The sequence below is a fragment of the Veillonella sp. genome (genome assembly GCF_032470285.1).
In the GTDB taxonomy this organism is placed as follows: Bacteria; Bacillota; Negativicutes; order Veillonellales; family Veillonellaceae; genus Veillonella.
The window spans coordinates 298209-313507 of the sequence record NZ_JAWEKP010000003.1 but is presented as its reverse complement, the minus strand read 5'-3'; the positions used below and the strand labels follow the sequence as shown (position 1 = coordinate 313507).

The window sequence follows — 15299 nt, the reverse complement described above, 5'->3', positions numbered from 1 at the left end:
AGGATCCACCTGTTCCCATCTCGAACACAGTAGTTAAGCTCATAAACGCCGAAAGTACTTGGCTGGAGACGGCCTGGGAGGATAGGAAGCCGCTGATTGCTTAAAGGCACACCTGAGGGTGTGTCTTTTTTTATGTATGGCTTTCTATCCTCCCAGGAGACCTGGTGAGTAGGGCAAGTTAAAGGGAAAAAGAATAAAACGATGACAGATTCACTGCATCACTTAGTTCATTATTTTTTAATTATATTATCAGTTAATTGATAATAAGTAATTAATGAAGGTCTAATTATAAATTTTAATAATTACTATTTATTACATATTCTATTCATGCATAGAATTATCACTTTTTTATATAGATCTCTATCTAGCCTAGTAAATACGTGGTTTATAGCTATCTTTCTGATATTTAATAATATACCAAAATGTACCAAAAATTACTCGTTTTGATTATATTTCATATCACTTTCACTATGTTTTCACGAACTATCTATATACTAGCTATAGTTGATTGAGATCAACTAAGGAAATGGAGGTCTACCACTAATAACTTTTACCTGTCCCTTTTACAAATAATACAAACAACACAAAACAATACAACACATAAAACAACACTTAAATACACAACAATACTCTCCCTGTGTATAAACAAAACAATACATATACAAAACTCTCTAATTATATATACCATCTCCCGTATATATAAAGGTAAAAGTTAGGTAGACAAAAGAGCCCTTGAAAGAGGGCTCTTTTCCTTTAATATTTCCTATTATTTTATTGATTAATAAGCCTATATTTCTTGACATAGTATGTAATATTTGTTAAACTAATCAAGTATTAAGCAAAGCTTGATGAACATAGGGGTATAGCTCAATTGGTAGAGTAGCGGTCTCCAAAACCGTTGGTTGTGGGTTCAAGTCCTACTGCCCCTGCCAAAATTTGGATTGCGGTCTTTGGACCGCATGTCCATAAAATTACTCGAAAAATATTAAAAAATGCTTGCGTAGCCGCAATCATTATGTTAATATAAGTGAGTACCTTGTACATGACTCAGTAGCTCAGCTGGATAGAGCGTTTGACTACGAATCAAAAGGCCAGGGGTTCGAATCCCTTCTGGGTCACCAAATTAAAGCATCACAGTAATGTGGTGCTTTTTTTTTGCTTTTTATATGTATATAAAGGACCCTACATATTTATGTAGGGTCCTTTTATGAGTTAATAATCTTTATTTAATAAACTAAGTTTTATTATTTCGCATGTGGCTGATCTGATTCAGCTACTACGTTAACGACAATTTCTTGATCTGCAGAAATAAGATTCATAATGATGGGGATTGGCTGTTCGATGGCTTCAGCTATAGCCTTAATTTGTCGCATTGCAACAGGATGAGGTGTTGTTCCATCGCTTTGAAATAATTCTTCCAATTGAGTGATTTCTGCTTGACTTAGATTCGATTTGTTTGCGAATTCTTCGATCGTCATATTATGTTGCTCGCGATAGCTTTTAATGATTTCACCGATATACATACTCGCCTCCACTTGAATTATATTAATACATTTTTATTTTATGTGAAAGTTCGATAAAACTCAAGTTAGATTGAAATGATACTTCATATTATTGATACATAATGGTTTTATATTATAAGATAAACATACAATGATACTGATATATATGGAAATGAAAAGAGGTTTGCTATGAAGACGAATAGAAAACAACTTTTAATTGTTTATATATGTTTAGCATTAGGGGCTTGGAGTGCTAGCGCTGGCATCAGTTTTAGTCAATCAAATAGAGATACGAATCAAACGCGTCGAGATAATACGATAATACAGCATAAGTCTGAAAAAACTGTTGACGATTCTGACCAAGGCAGTCCTGTTATTGCATCGTATTACAAAGATGGCAAAAAAAAGAAGAAAAAGAGTACTGCTGCTGATGAGACTAAGCTTTCAGAGAAACAAAAAGCAACTAAAGAATTGAATGAACATTCTTGGGTAGAAGAAGCGGGAAAACATCCCTTACCGTATGCGGTTGTGGAAGGGAACGCGGTCAGTGAAGAAGAGTTAGCCCACTGGTGGAAGGTTTTTAATGATCCCGTATTGGATCAATTAATTGATTTGACCCTCAAAAATAATCGGCAGTTAGAGGTAGCTCGCTCTCGAGTTAGACAAGGGCGGTTACAGTTGGGTATTGCTGAAGCACAGCGATTACCTTGGCTAGATGCTTCCGGTTCATGGTCGGCTAATAGAGGTCAGGGTGAGTGGGATTCAGACCGAGAAGCGATAAAGAATTTACCTATATCTGATAAGATGACGAGAAATGTAGAAACCGGTAAATTGGGAATTGATGCGCGATGGGAAATTGATATATTCGGAAGACAAAAAGCAAAATCACGTGCTGCATCGAATTTGTTACAAGCATCACAGGCGGATTTATATTCCACCTGGGTATCTTTGAGCGCGGAAACCGCATTACAGTATATGTCGTTAAGAACTTTACAGGAGCAATTGCGCATAACAGAAGATGATGTGAAGCGTCAACAGGAAGCGTTGGAACTGATTAAGATAAATTATCAGTCTGGTATTATTAATGAATTACCTGTGCAACAGGCTACATATGCATTATCTCAGACTCAAGCGGAGATTCCTTCATTAAAGAAAAATATAGCTTCCACAATGGCTGCTCTTTCTATATTGACGGGAACAGTTCCAGGCGAGATTGACGGGTTATTGATGGAAAATATTTCATTACCTACGGTGGATCCACACCTGTTTATCGGCATACCGGCGGAAGCTTTACGACAACGGCCTGATATTCAGGCGGCAGAACGACGTATTGCGGCGCAACAACAGAAAACCAAGGCTGCAAAGGCTGACCTTAAGCCTAGATTTTCACTAAATGGCAGTATAGGCTTGGAGTCGTTTTCATCGGGAGGTTTTATTTCGGCTATCGGTAAAATGATAGGAATAGGACCATCTATCACTATGCCTATTTTCAATGCCGGTGCTATTCGTAAGAATATAAAGGTACAAACAGAAAAGGAACAGGAATACTTGGCACTTTACGAAGAGATTGTTTTGAAAGCTGTAGGGGAGGTCCGAAATGCGGTAACGGATGCATCTCAGGATCATATTAAGTCTGAGGAATTGAAATCTGCTGTAGAATCTGCACAGCAAGCGGAATCTTTGGCCCAAACCAATTTTGACTCTGGTCTTAGCGATTACTTAAGTGTTCTTGATGCACGAAGAAATGTATTGTCTGCAAGGCGGCAATATATCATGAGTCGGGGGCAAGAGTTTGCTGATACCGTTCGTTTATTCAAATCCTTAGGCGGTGGTTGGGAAGCCATGGACATGGATCAGGAGGCAGAGGCGGACTCGCATGCTAAGATATAGTGTGAGAAACGGGGAATGATTATGAAAGAGAAACTTGATGTCCTTAAACGGTGGATGGCGAATAATAGAAAAAAGTGCGCAGGTATAATGATTGCCTTTCTAATAATTTTGGGTGGAGTAAGTTATTATGCTTATAATCAATACGAAGCGTACATGGCTTCTCATCACATCGTGTTGCAAGGCAATGTGAATCTGCGTGAAGTTAATGTTGCATTTCGGGGAAGTGACCGGATTGCCAGCCTTTTGGTGGATGAAGGTGCGGTGGTGAGCCAAGGGCAGATTTTGGGGTATTTACATTCTGATGAATTGAATCTTGCTGTACAGCAGGCTAAGGCTACCATTGCAGCACAGGAAGCTATAGTGGCTAAGTTGCAAGCTGGCAGTAGACCAGAAGAAATCGCTCAAGCATCGGCACGAGTTACATCTGCAGAAGCTGCGTTAGCTCAATCGAAACAGGAAGCAGAGAAGTTACAAAAATCCTATAATGCTTCAAATGGTAAGGCCGTTAGTCGACAGTCTTTAGATGATATACAGGCGAAGGTGAAAGTATCGGAAGCCAAATTAAACGAGGCTCAGCAAGCATACAATTTAGCTGTCGCAGGGCCAAGACAGGAAGATATAGCACAGGCCCAAGCCCAATTGGATGCGATGAAAAGCGAACTGGCCCGTCAGGAGTTCTTGTTGAACCAATCTGTATTAACGTCCCCGATAGACGGTGTTATAACGGCCCGATTATTACAGGTCGGTGATATGGCTTCACCGAATACACCTGTATTTAAATTGGCTGAGAATACTAAAAAATGGGTTCGTGTATATGTGAACGAACGGGATTTAGGAAAGATTTATAACGGTATGGATGCGAATGTGACAACGGATACATATAAGAACAAACCGATTCACGGAACAATCGGTTATATTTCTTCTGTAGCGGAATTTACCCCTAAATCGGTAGAAACGGAAGATGTGCGTACTACACTTGTGTATGAAGTGCGGGTATATGTGGATGACCCTGATAATCGCCTTCGTTTAGGAATGCCTGCCACTGTTTCCATTGATATATAGAGGTGTGCGGTGAATGATGTATATGCAATCGAAGCGTCACAATTATATAAAGAATTTTCCCTTGTCGGAGCTGATCCTATAATAGCATTGGACCATTTGGATTTTAAAATCCGGAAAGGCTGTTTAACTGCGTTGGTTGGTCCAGATGGGGCGGGAAAAACGACTTTGATTCGTTTGATAGCTGGTTTATTGGATGCCACGGCTGGTTCTTTAGAGGTCCTCGGAATGGATGTGAAAGCACATTCACAGGCAGTTCAAGATAGACTCAGTTATATGCCTCAGAAATTTGGGCTTTATGAGGAATTATCTGTCAGTGAAAACATGAATCTCTATGCAGATTTACACGGTATTCCTTTGCATGTGAGAACGAAGCGGTTTGAAAAATTACTGCATATGACGGGGCTAGCCAAATTTACTAAGCGTCAAGCCGGTAAATTGTCAGGCGGTATGAAGCAAAAGCTTAGCCTAGCTTGTACATTGGTGCGTTCTCCGGAGCTTTTATTGCTCGATGAGCCTACCGTAGGGGTCGATCCATTTTCAAGGCGGGAGTTATGGGAAATCTTAGAGTCGCTGGTATGTACAGATGGAATCAGCGTACTTGTTAGCACTGCATACTTAGATGAGGCGGAGCGTTGTAAAGATGTTTTCGTCCTCAATAAGGGGCACTTTTTAGCAACCGGGACACCGCATGAGTTGACTCAAATGTCTGAGAAACGATGCTTTCAGGTAAAGATTCCGAAGTCGTTGAGCATGCGAAATGTACAGGCCGCATTGATGGATGACAGGAAATGCGTGGCGGATGCAGTTCCGGAGGCCGGTGCCGTGAGGTATATAAAAACAAAAGAAATGCTTTCGATTCCATGGCTTAATGAGTACGGTATGGAGGAAGAACCAGTTCAGAGCCGTTTGGAAGATACCTTTATGATGCTGTTAAAAGAGGATGAAATTGCCTCAAAACAAGGGGCTAAGCCTTTAGATAGTATCGATATGGATTTGGATGAAAGTGCGATAGAGAAAGAACGAAAGCATTTGTTGTCCCCCAATGAAATGGTTGAGCGTCCAGTAGAAATTTCCGTATCTCATTTGGTGAGAACATTCGGTGATTTTATGGCGGTGGCTAATACATCATTTACGGTGCAGCGCGGAGAAGTATTCGGGTTACTCGGACCAAACGGAGCAGGGAAGACGACGACATTTCGTATGTTGTGTGGATTATTACCTGTAACGAGCGGTGATTTAAGCGTAGCTGACGTTGATGTCGTTAAATCTCGTACGGCAGCAAGAAGCAATTTCGGATATGTAGCGCAAAAGTTTTCTTTGTATGGCAATTTGTCCGTTATGGAAAATCTAGAATTTTTTGCTGGTGTGTACGGTTTGTACGGTCAAAAAAAGGATGATCGAATAGAAGCTGTTATCAAAGAGTTTCGTTTAAATGATGTGCGAGATATGATAGCCGGTGATTTGCCTGGTGGTTATAAACAGCGCTTGTCCATGGCGGCTGCCTTAATGCATGAGCCTAAAATTCTTTTCTTGGATGAGCCCACAAGTGGTATTGATCCTCTTACACGGCGTAATTTCTGGCGACAGATTACTTCTTTATCAAAGCGAGGAACAACGATTATTATTACGACTCATTTTATGGATGAATCGGAATATTGTGACCGTATTATGATTCAGGATGCAGGGAAACTCGTTGTACTGGGAACACCTGATGAAGTTAGACGGATTGCCGGCGATGAGAATTGTACTATGGATGAAGCGTTTATCTCCGTCATACTAAAAAAACGGGAACAGGAGGATGACGTATGAACGGATTTATAAGACGGTTTTCCTCATTGGTATACAAGGAGACCTTACAAGTATTGCGCGACCCTAGCACTATTTTGTTGGGTGTTGTGCTACCTATACTACTTATTATCCTCATCGGCTCAGGGGTTACTTTGGATGTTAAACACGTGCCGATAGCAGTGGTTATGGAACGGCAAGATTCTATGACCCAGAGTGTGTATGACTCCTTATACGGCTCTGAGTACTTTCAACCTATAGCGGTTCGCGATAGAAAAACGGCGGAACTATTGATGGAAAAACGAAAGGTAGATGCCATATTGGTGATTCCACAGGACTTTTCTGATCAAATTATGCGTGGACAAGGGAAAGTGCAGGGGATTTACTATGGTGTCGATACTTCGGTAGCGATGAGTATAGAAAGTTATGTAAACTCAGCTATTAACTTATGGGCCGTTAAGAATATTCCGTTTATGCTACGTGGTGGATATATAACAATGAACCCTCGCATGTGGTTTAATGAAGCAAATACAAGTACCTGGTTTTTGATTCCTGGGCTCATCATGATTATCATGACGATTGTATCCGTCTTTCTTACGGCGGTTGTTATGGCTAGAGAATGGGAACGTGGTACTTTTGAGGCTTTATTCGTTACACCAGTTAAGCCTATTGAAATTATTTTGGCTAAGGTAGTGCCTTATTATGTATTGGCCATGTTGGGGCTGTTGTTTTGCCTCGGTGTTTCGTATTTCTTTTATGAAGTACCTATGCGTGGTTCCTTATGGATCATCTGCATCGTGTCCACATTGTATTTGATTGTTTCCTTAAATATGGGACTACTTATATCTGCGTTTACGAAGAAACAGTTCTTAGCTTGTCAAATGGCGTTACTTACCAGTTTTTTACCGGCGTTGATATTGACGGGGTTTTTATTTGATCCACATTCACAACCTGTGGTGATTCAATATATTTCACGGCTTTTACCTCCTACATATTTTTTAGAATTACTGAAATCATTGTTCCTAGGTGGAAATAACTGGTATTTGATTATTAAAAATAGTGCCGTATTATCGGGTTTTGCTATTTGCTTTACAATATTGACAATTTATATTACGCGGAAGAAGGTGGAATAATGAATTGGCGCCTGTATTGGAATCAAATTGTCTCCATCATATGGAAAGAGCTATTAGCCACCTTCAAAGATCCGAAAACTCGTATAATCTTACTGTTACCGGTTCTTATTCAAGGATTCCTCTTCGGCTATGCCGCAACCTATAATCTCAATAAAGTTCCCTATGTATTGATTGATGAAAGTCATACGCAGACAGCGGCTGCCTTAGAATCAACTATTAATTCATCCGGTGTTTTTGAATTGTATCAATCTGCGAACTCTCCGGATATAATCACACCACTAATAGACTCCAACAAGGTTATTATGGCGGTTATCATACCTCAGGATTTTGAAGAAAAATTAAAGCATAAACAACCTGCATCTATTACTGTTATTGCAAATGGGACGAATACAATGACTTCAGGTCTTGCCGCAGCCTATATGGGGCAAATCATTTCTCAATTCAATCAGACTTGGTTAGGTGTTGAGCATAAGGGAATCACGATTGAATCTCGTACCTGGTACAATGAAAATCAGCAGTCTTCTTGGACTTTCTTGACAGGTCTCGTTATATTGATCAGTATGACACAAGTTATCATGTTGGGGGGCCTATCTGTGGCACGAGAACGAGAACAGGGAACCTTTGATCAATTATTGGTAACGCCCGTATCATCTATGCAAATTTTGGTTGCAAAATCTATACCACCTATGTTAATAGGACTGTTTCAAAGTACTGTATTGTTATTAATAGCCATGTTTTGGTTTAAAGTTCCATTTCGGGGCAATATATTTCTTGTGTATGCCGTGTTGTTTACGTTTATAAGTAGTAGCATTGGATTGGGATTATCTATTTCGGCTATTGCAAAAAATATGCAGCAAGTTCTCGTATATGTTTTTGTCTTTCTTTTTCCACTAGCCTTATTGTCCGGATTAATCACACCTGTACATAATATGCCGAAAATATTGCAATATCTTACATATGGAAATCCTATGCGGTTTTCTGTTGATGCAATGCGCAGGATTTATCTAGAAGGTGCAGGATTGACGGATATTTGGTTTAACTTTATTCCTATGATTATATTAACTATTGTTACTATGTCAATGGCGGGGTGGTTGTTTAGAAATCGTGTGGGATAAGTTTGTTTTCTAGCTAGTTGAATTATTAATTTCTGTTATAACAATACGGCAGAACTATATAGCTTTTTTTTATTAATAAATATGCTTTTGCCGTATTGACGAAATGAATTTAGACTGTTAGAATAAAAGCATAGAAAACATCATATTTGGGAATAGGTGCTGAAAAGCATAATAGAGAAGCTGGTTAAATGCCAGCACGGTCCCGCCACTGTATGGTCGAGCGAGTCTAAATTAAGTCACTGGGAAACTGGGAAGGCTAGATGAGCGATGAAGCCGAGTCAGGAGAACTGCCTATTCAACATTCACCATTTGACCTACGAGAGATAGGGAGGAGAAGTTAATAGCTCCTTTTTACGTACCCGTAAAAAGGATTTTTTAGTTCTATTGGATCTGAATTGTATTATATTTGATTTAGATTTTAGTTCTATACGACCTAAATGTCGTGCTATGGTCATGGTGGATTTACCTTCTTGGTATTACCAGCATGACGTATGTTATGACTGTTAATATATTTTATGGTAAATGTAGGGCATGCATTTATTCATCATCATCCTAAAAAAGAGGCTGACCCAGGGTTCTAGTAGTTCGGATTCTGGGTCAGTCTCTTTTTATTTTGCAAATATTAATTATCAGTAAGAACTTTTAGATTGAGACCTGTAGCGTTAAGGTTTAGATGAGGCGTTAAGTGTTAATATATATACAATTGTAGAGTTAAGAGTTTTTAGATTTAGAATTTGTTTTAGGTTTACGTAAATTGTAAGGTTTAGATAATTATTTTCCTTGGAATATATTTTTCGATGTATGAATTTTATGTCATTTATAAAAAAATGATTGACGATGAATTCCATACATGATATTATTATTTCAGTTGAAACGCGGGAGTGGCGGAATTGGCAGACGCACCAGACTTAGGATCTGGCGCCTTACGGCGTGGGGGTTCAAGTCCCTTCTCCCGCACCAACTTTATTGCACCTTTAGAGGTGTATTTTTTTTGCCTAAATTAAGTATTAACTTGGATATTTATATCGATAAACACATATATTTTGATAGGAAGATAGGTACAGATTTAACTACTACGTTATTATGTTATAATAAATGAGTTAGAACTATTTAAATAATACAATCATAGTAATACTATATGGTGCAGTATGGATAATACATTAACAAAACTGCTTTCACAGAACCCATCCTTTGTGGATGGGCTAAACGCATTTCAGCGAAAGGGGAAGTCAGTCATATATGGTCTTAGCGGATCTCAAAAGAGTTTCCTCTTAAGTCAATCTTTTTCTGCAGGTCTTACAAAACCTGTAGTCATCGTAGTCCATGATAAGGACCATAAGGAGATGTGGGAACGGGACTTAGCTTTTTTCATGCCTAATGTACCAGTCTTATCATTTCCTACAACAGATCATGTAGACTTTACGACTGTGGCTCGCAGTCTTGAAGACCAAGGTGCGCAGATGCGAGCATTAGCACTGTTGGCGTGGCAAGAGCCGGCAGTAGTCATTGCCAATGCTGAAGAGGTTACACAGTATGTTGTATCTCCTCATTACTTAAAGGGACAATCGTTGCATTTTGCTTTAAATGATGCAATTGAACGTGATGTAGCCCTTGAACAGCTCGTAACAATTGGATATGAACGCGTAGACCAGGTGGAACAACGTGGTCATTTTGCCGTGCGGGGGGATATCTTAGATATATATCCTGTTAATAGTGAGCATCCGATTCGCATTGAGTTTTTTGGTGATGAAATCGACACATTGCGTTTCTTCTCCGTTGAGAATCAACGCTCTATTGAGCAAATCGAATCCTATACGGTAACTCCTTTCTTTCTTGGTAAAAGTGATGCGGAAAGTACTTTATTATCTTATGTGAAAGAGGGCACTCTAATTTATGACGAGCCAGGTCGTATTCAAGAAGCATTAAAGAAATTCCTTAAGGAAGATCCTACACATCGGAAAAATCATTGTGATTGGAATGAACTACAACGCACTGTAGATTCTATGAATCAAGTGGCTTTCACATTTATGCAACAACGCTCTATCGGACTTGCAGGATTTAATCCTATTGGTATTCAAGGGAAGACGATGACGAGCTTTGAGCGTCAAATTCCCCTATTAACAGATGAAATAAAGCAATGGCATCGTTTAAATCACCAAGTAGTACTAGTATTAAATAATCAGCAACGACGAGAAGGTATTGAGCGTGCCCTTGAAGGGGAAAATATTGCATTTACTCATAGTGATACATGGATAGCAAAGCCGAACACTGTCGTTATTTTAAAAGGATTATTAACAGATGGTTTTGAATTGCCAAATAGTCATTTAGTAGTAGTCGTAGAAGGCAATATTTACGGACAACAAAAGCGCAAGCTTCGCACCAAACCTAAAAAGGGCCAAGAGATCAATTATTTCACGGATTTAACCCCTGGTGACTATGTTGTACATAGTATGCACGGTATCGGTAAGTATATTGGTCTTAAAACGATAGAAACGGAAGGCATCCATCGGGACTATATTGAAATCGCTTATGCTGGAATGGATAAATTGTTCTTACCTGCAAATAATTTAGATCAGTTACAAAAATACATCGGCAATGAAGGTGATGTGCCTCGTATTCATAAGATGGGTGGCCGTGACTGGGCTAAAGTTGTTACAAAGGCAAAAAAATCCATTGATGATTTGGCAGATAAGCTCGTTGAGATATATGCACAACGAGAAATCACAGAAGGCTTTGCATTCTTACCGGATCAACCATGGCAGCAAGAGTTTGAAGATGCGTTCCCCTATGAGGAGACGGAAGACCAGTTACAGGCTACAGCGGAAATTAAAGAATCTATGGAACGACCTGTTCCAATGGATCGCTTGCTCGCTGGTGATGTAGGCTTTGGTAAAACAGAAGTGGCTATGCGCGCCATTTTTAAGGCCGTTATGAGCGGTAAACAAGTAGCGGTACTTGTACCGACCACGGTATTAGCACAGCAACATTTCCAAACCTTTTTAAATCGATTTGCTCCATTCGGGGTTAAAGTAGATGTACTCAATCGATTCCGTACTACATCAGAGAAAAAGCAAGTTCTTAAAGGTGTAGAGGATGGTTCCATAGATGTCCTTATTGGGACCCATTCATTGCTCAACAAAAAGGTTGTCTTTAAGGATTTAGGGATGCTCGTAGTAGATGAGGAGCAACGCTTTGGGGTAGCACAAAAAGAAAAGTGGAAAGAGTGGGCTAGCAATATCGATGTACTCACCTTGAGTGCTACACCGATTCCGCGGACTTTACATATGTCCCTCGTTGGTGTTCGAGAAATGTCTGTTATCAATACTCCGCCAGAGGAGCGCTTGCCTGTTCAAACCTATGTGGTGGAATACGATATGAATCTCATCGCAGATGCTATCAAGCGAGAATTGGCGAGGGGCGGACAGGTTTACTTTGTATATAACCGTGTTGCATCCATTAATCATATGGGAGAACTATTAGAATCTGCATTGCCTGGCTTGCGTTATGCTGTTGCTCATGGACAGATGACAGGCCGTCAAATTGAGGAGATTATGACCGATTTCTATGAAGGTCATTATGATGTGCTCTTGTCCACGAGTATCATTGAAACCGGCTTAGATATTCCTAACGCCAATACTATCATCATTTATGATGCGGATCGTTTAGGTTTATCTCAGCTATACCAAATGCGAGGGCGTGTAGGCCGTTCTCGTAGACGTGCTTATGCATACTTTATGTATCGGCCAGATAAAATACTTTCAGAGGCAGCTGAAAAGCGTTTGAAAGCCATAGAGGAGTTCACTGAGCTCGGCGCAGGATTTAAGTTAGCCATGCGAGATTTAGAGATTCGCGGTGCCGGTAATCTATTAGGTTCACAGCAACATGGTAATATCGCATCTGTCGGCTTTGGCATGTACGTGAGTATGTTAGAAGAGGCGATTGCAAAGGCTCAAAATAAAGAAGTTGAGCGAGATGTATCCATTGATCCAGCTATCGACTTAGAGGTAGATGCGTTTATTGACGATGCGTATATCAAAGATAGTGCTCGTAAGATTTCTGTATACCAACGATTGTTACATATTAAATCTAAAGAGCAACTCGACGATATGACGGATGAGCTCATTGATCGCTTCGGTACACCAACCGATCCAGTAGACCGTTTGTTGCGCATTGCTCAAATTAAGGAGCAAGCACGTCTACTGGGCATTAAGAGTATCGTCCGTAGAGATAAGCAACTCACTATCCATTGGCATGACGATTCTAAAATGGCCGATTGGGATATGGGGGCTGTACCAGAAGATTTATGGAAAAAAATGAAGTTTATGGATACCAAACCAGCCACATTATATGTGAGCCTTAATGGTATGAAAGGTTCTATTTTGACCATTACGGAAGCGGTGATAAAGGCTCTTAGCCACAAGTCACCGACTAAGGAGGGCCTATGAATCGATTTTTAAAGGGTGCCATGATTTTGACCTTAGCCGGTATTATCGTGAAGGTCATCGGTGCGTTTAGTAAGGTTCTTATCGCACGAATCTTAGGTGGTGAAGGAATTGGCCTATATATGATGGCCTATCCAATCTATCAAATTATCGTTAGTATTTCTGCGGCAGGTATTCCTGTAGCCATATCTATTATGATTGCAGAGAAACTTGCTAATGATGATATGCGAGGCGTACAACAAGTATTTTCCGTATCTTTGAGGGTACTCGCTATATTAGGGCTGGTATTCAGTTTGGCCTTATATGGAAGTGCGCAATGGCTCGTAGATAATCAAATCATCAGCGATCCACGTGCTTTAATTGCTATTCAGCTATTATCTCCAGCCATTTTTGTAGTGACCATCCTGAGCTGTTTTAGAGGGTATTTCCAAGGTTTCCAATATATGGTGCCTACTGGTACGAGTCAAGTATTTGAACAGATTTTTCGTGTGTCATCTATGGTAGGTTTGGCATACTACTTCATTGATCGTGGACTCCATTTAGCGGCAGGTGGTGCGACCTTTGCTACATTCCCAGGCGTATTGGCGGGGTTACTTGTATTAATTTATTTTTACTACCGACAACGCAATATTCGAGAGAAGATGCTTTCACAACAGAATCCTAATGCTATTTGTGAAAGTAATGGCACCGTAGTTAAACGCTTGTTTAGCCTTGCTATACCTGTTTCTATGGCGAATATTATGCTTCCTATGGTATCACTCATTGATACATTTATCGTCCCAAAACGATTGATGGATATTGGATACTATCTCAATGAAGCAACCACACAATTTGGCTATTTAACGGGTATGGCAACATCGCTGATTGGGTTGCCAATTATTCTAACTACGTCCTTAGCCGCTAGTCTTGTACCAGCCGTATCTGAGGCACATACTCAAGGTGATGTACATCGCATCGTGAAACGGGCGGAAACGGCGATTAAAATTGCTAATATGTTTACGATTCCAGCCTGTATTGGTCTCTGTGTACTAGCTACGCCAATATCGCAATTAATATATGCAACACCCCACGCAGGGCCTGTTATTGCTGTTATTAGCTTGAGTATTGTGTTCCTCGGTTGGCAGCAGGTTACTGCAGGTGTTTTACAAGGGTTAGGAAGGACAGTAATTCCTATGGTGTCGATTTTTATCGGCTTATTAGTGAAGACATTCTTAGATTATGAGTTGACAGGCAGTGTTGAGTTGGGCATTAATGGTGCAGCTTGGGCGACGAATTTAAACTTTGCTATTGCAGCGCTTATTAACTATATTTTTGTAAAAAGATATGTAGGTTCGGTACTGAACACATTAGAGTTATTAAAAATAATAGTATCTGCCATGGCCATGGGCGGTGCTACACAAGTCATCTATGTGAGCACTGTTGATTTATTAGGCAATGGTGGCGCTGTGGCTGCAGCAATTGTAGTGGCTATTTTTGTATATGGTTTATCGTTATGGCTTACTAAAGCTGTCGTAAAAGATGATATTTACCATTTCCCAATCATAGGCAAGCGCTTACAAGCTCGACGCAATAGGGAGGAAGCAAAGCTATATGAAGAACAATATTGATATTCAACCTTTAGTCGATGTAGTGAAAACTTTGCGTGCACCAAATGGCTGTCCTTGGGATCAAAAGCAAACGCATGAATCTTTACGCCGCTATTTTATAGAAGAGACTTACGAGGTGGTAGATGCCATTGATAATAAAGATATGCCAAATCTTCGTGAAGAGTTAGGTGATGTATTATTGCAAGTTGTCTTTCACAGTCAATTGGCAGAGGAGGCTGGTCATTTTACACTTCAAGACGTAATTAATGATGTCGCTGAAAAAATGATTCGTCGTCATCCTCGTGTTTTTAGCCCAGGAAATGATGAAAAATCATACACTTGGGATGAATTAAAGGCACAAGAAAAGAAAAATATTCAAAATTCTGTATTGGATGGTGTATCGAAAAGTTTACCTGCTTTAATGGCGGCTTATAAGCTCCAAGAAAAGGCTGCAAAGCTAGGATTTGACTGGGATGAGCTTGATCCTGTTTGGGCTAAAGTTTCCGAAGAAATGGGGGAATTTAAGGAGGCTATTGACCAAAATAATAGAGAAAATATGGAAAAAGAAGCAGGAGATGTGCTTTTTTCCTTGATTAATCTATTCAGATGGTATAAAATAAGCGGTGAAAATGCACTAAATCGCACAAACACAAAGTTCCGACAGCGTTTTTTACATGTAGAAGCTTGTGTTAACCAAAGCGATCGCTCATGGGAAGACTTTTCATTAGCTGAGCTCGATGCTTTTTGGGAGGAGGCTAAAGTGCAGGAAAAGTAACCTAGAGGT

9 protein-coding genes, 3 tRNA genes, 1 rRNA gene, 1 pseudogene and 1 riboswitch are annotated in these 15299 nt (G+C 39.9%); of the genes and pseudogenes, 13 read left to right on the top strand and 1 reads right to left on the bottom strand.

Going from position 1 to position 15299, the window contains the following annotated elements; genetic code table 11:
• From rrf to E7B10_RS05600, 3 genes are all read left to right on the top strand, one after another.
• Positions 1–98, top strand: a 5S ribosomal RNA gene (gene rrf / locus E7B10_RS05610); the annotation flags it as partial.
• 758 nt (positions 99–856) lie between these two features.
• Positions 857–932, top strand: a tRNA-Trp gene (locus E7B10_RS05605).
• Positions 933–1044: 112 nt separating this feature from the next.
• Positions 1045–1121, top strand: a tRNA-Arg gene (locus E7B10_RS05600).
• Between the two features lie 123 nt (positions 1122–1244).
• Here E7B10_RS05600 and E7B10_RS05595 read toward each other — a convergent pair.
• The gene (locus E7B10_RS05595; RefSeq protein WP_038125512.1) at positions 1245–1523 is read right to left on the bottom strand and encodes a helix-turn-helix domain-containing protein; all 279 of its coding nucleotides are present in this window, start codon (positions 1521–1523) and stop codon (positions 1245–1247) included.
• Positions 1524–1691: 168 nt separating this feature from the next.
• On the opposite strand from E7B10_RS05595, the gene E7B10_RS05590 reads away from it, so the two are divergent.
• The 10 genes and pseudogenes from E7B10_RS05590 to mazG all read left to right on the top strand — a co-directional run bounded on the left by E7B10_RS05590 (position 1692) and on the right by mazG (position 15290).
• On the top strand, positions 1692–3392 hold the full coding sequence (locus E7B10_RS05590; protein WP_287511434.1) for a TolC family protein: 1701 nt from the start codon (positions 1692–1694) through the stop codon (positions 3390–3392).
• A 108-nt stretch (positions 3393–3500) separates the two neighbouring features.
• A complete protein-coding gene (locus E7B10_RS05585; RefSeq protein ID WP_316055529.1) occupies positions 3501–4454 on the top strand; it encodes an efflux RND transporter periplasmic adaptor subunit in 954 nt (317 codons plus the stop codon).
• A gap of 111 nt (positions 4455–4565) precedes the next feature.
• Positions 4566–4913 (top strand): annotated as a pseudogene (locus E7B10_RS09575) (ATP-binding cassette domain-containing protein); the annotation flags it as partial.
• On the top strand, positions 4902–6263 hold the full coding sequence (locus tag E7B10_RS05580) for an ATP-binding cassette domain-containing protein (protein ID WP_399427759.1): 1362 nt from the start codon (positions 4902–4904) through the stop codon (positions 6261–6263). The pseudogene E7B10_RS09575 and the gene E7B10_RS05580, both read left to right, overlap by 12 nt.
• The gene (locus tag E7B10_RS05575) at positions 6260–7372 is read left to right on the top strand and encodes an ABC transporter permease (protein ID WP_195213056.1); all 1113 of its coding nucleotides are present in this window, start codon (positions 6260–6262) and stop codon (positions 7370–7372) included. The genes E7B10_RS05580 and E7B10_RS05575 overlap by 4 nt, the downstream gene beginning before the upstream one ends.
• Positions 7372–8487, top strand: a complete 1116-nt coding sequence (locus E7B10_RS05570) for an ABC transporter permease (protein WP_195394600.1) — start codon at positions 7372–7374, stop codon at positions 8485–8487. The genes E7B10_RS05575 and E7B10_RS05570 overlap by 1 nt, the downstream gene beginning before the upstream one ends.
• A gap of 137 nt (positions 8488–8624) precedes the next feature.
• A riboswitch (cobalamin riboswitch) is annotated at positions 8625–8797 on the top strand.
• Between the two features lie 565 nt (positions 8798–9362).
• A tRNA-Leu gene (locus E7B10_RS05565) sits at positions 9363–9447 on the top strand.
• A gap of 188 nt (positions 9448–9635) precedes the next feature.
• Entirely contained in the window at positions 9636–12932 is a 3297-nt protein-coding gene (gene mfd, locus E7B10_RS05560; protein WP_287511030.1) for a transcription-repair coupling factor, read from the top strand.
• Positions 12929–14536, top strand: coding sequence for a polysaccharide biosynthesis protein (locus E7B10_RS05555; protein WP_287511028.1), 1608 nt, complete (start codon positions 12929–12931; stop codon positions 14534–14536). Before mfd ends, E7B10_RS05555 begins: the two co-directional genes overlap by 4 nt.
• Positions 14520–15290: a nucleoside triphosphate pyrophosphohydrolase gene (mazG, locus tag E7B10_RS05550; RefSeq protein ID WP_195213059.1), complete on the top strand. Its 771-nt coding sequence runs from the start codon at positions 14520–14522 to the stop codon at positions 15288–15290. Before E7B10_RS05555 ends, mazG begins: the two co-directional genes overlap by 17 nt.
• The last annotated feature ends 9 nt before the right edge of the window (positions 15291–15299 follow it).

Excerpts from the sequence above, each read along its gene's own strand:
- mfd (WP_287511030.1), top strand. The coding sequence starts at position 9,636 with ATGGATAATACATTAACAAAACTGCTTTCACAGAACCCATCCTTTGTG.
- E7B10_RS05595 (WP_038125512.1), bottom strand. The coding sequence starts at position 1,523 with ATGTATATCGGTGAAATCATTAAAAGCTATCGCGAGCAACATAATATG.
- E7B10_RS05570 (WP_195394600.1), top strand. The coding sequence starts at position 7,372 with ATGAATTGGCGCCTGTATTGGAATCAAATTGTCTCCATCATATGGAAA.
- E7B10_RS05555 (WP_287511028.1), top strand. The coding sequence starts at position 12,929 with ATGAATCGATTTTTAAAGGGTGCCATGATTTTGACCTTAGCCGGTATT.
- E7B10_RS05580 (WP_399427759.1), top strand. The coding sequence starts at position 4,902 with ATGAAGCAAAAGCTTAGCCTAGCTTGTACATTGGTGCGTTCTCCGGAG.
- E7B10_RS05590 (WP_287511434.1), top strand. The coding sequence starts at position 1,692 with ATGAAGACGAATAGAAAACAACTTTTAATTGTTTATATATGTTTAGCA.
- mazG (WP_195213059.1), top strand. The coding sequence starts at position 14,520 with ATGAAGAACAATATTGATATTCAACCTTTAGTCGATGTAGTGAAAACT.
- E7B10_RS05575 (WP_195213056.1), top strand. The coding sequence starts at position 6,260 with ATGAACGGATTTATAAGACGGTTTTCCTCATTGGTATACAAGGAGACC.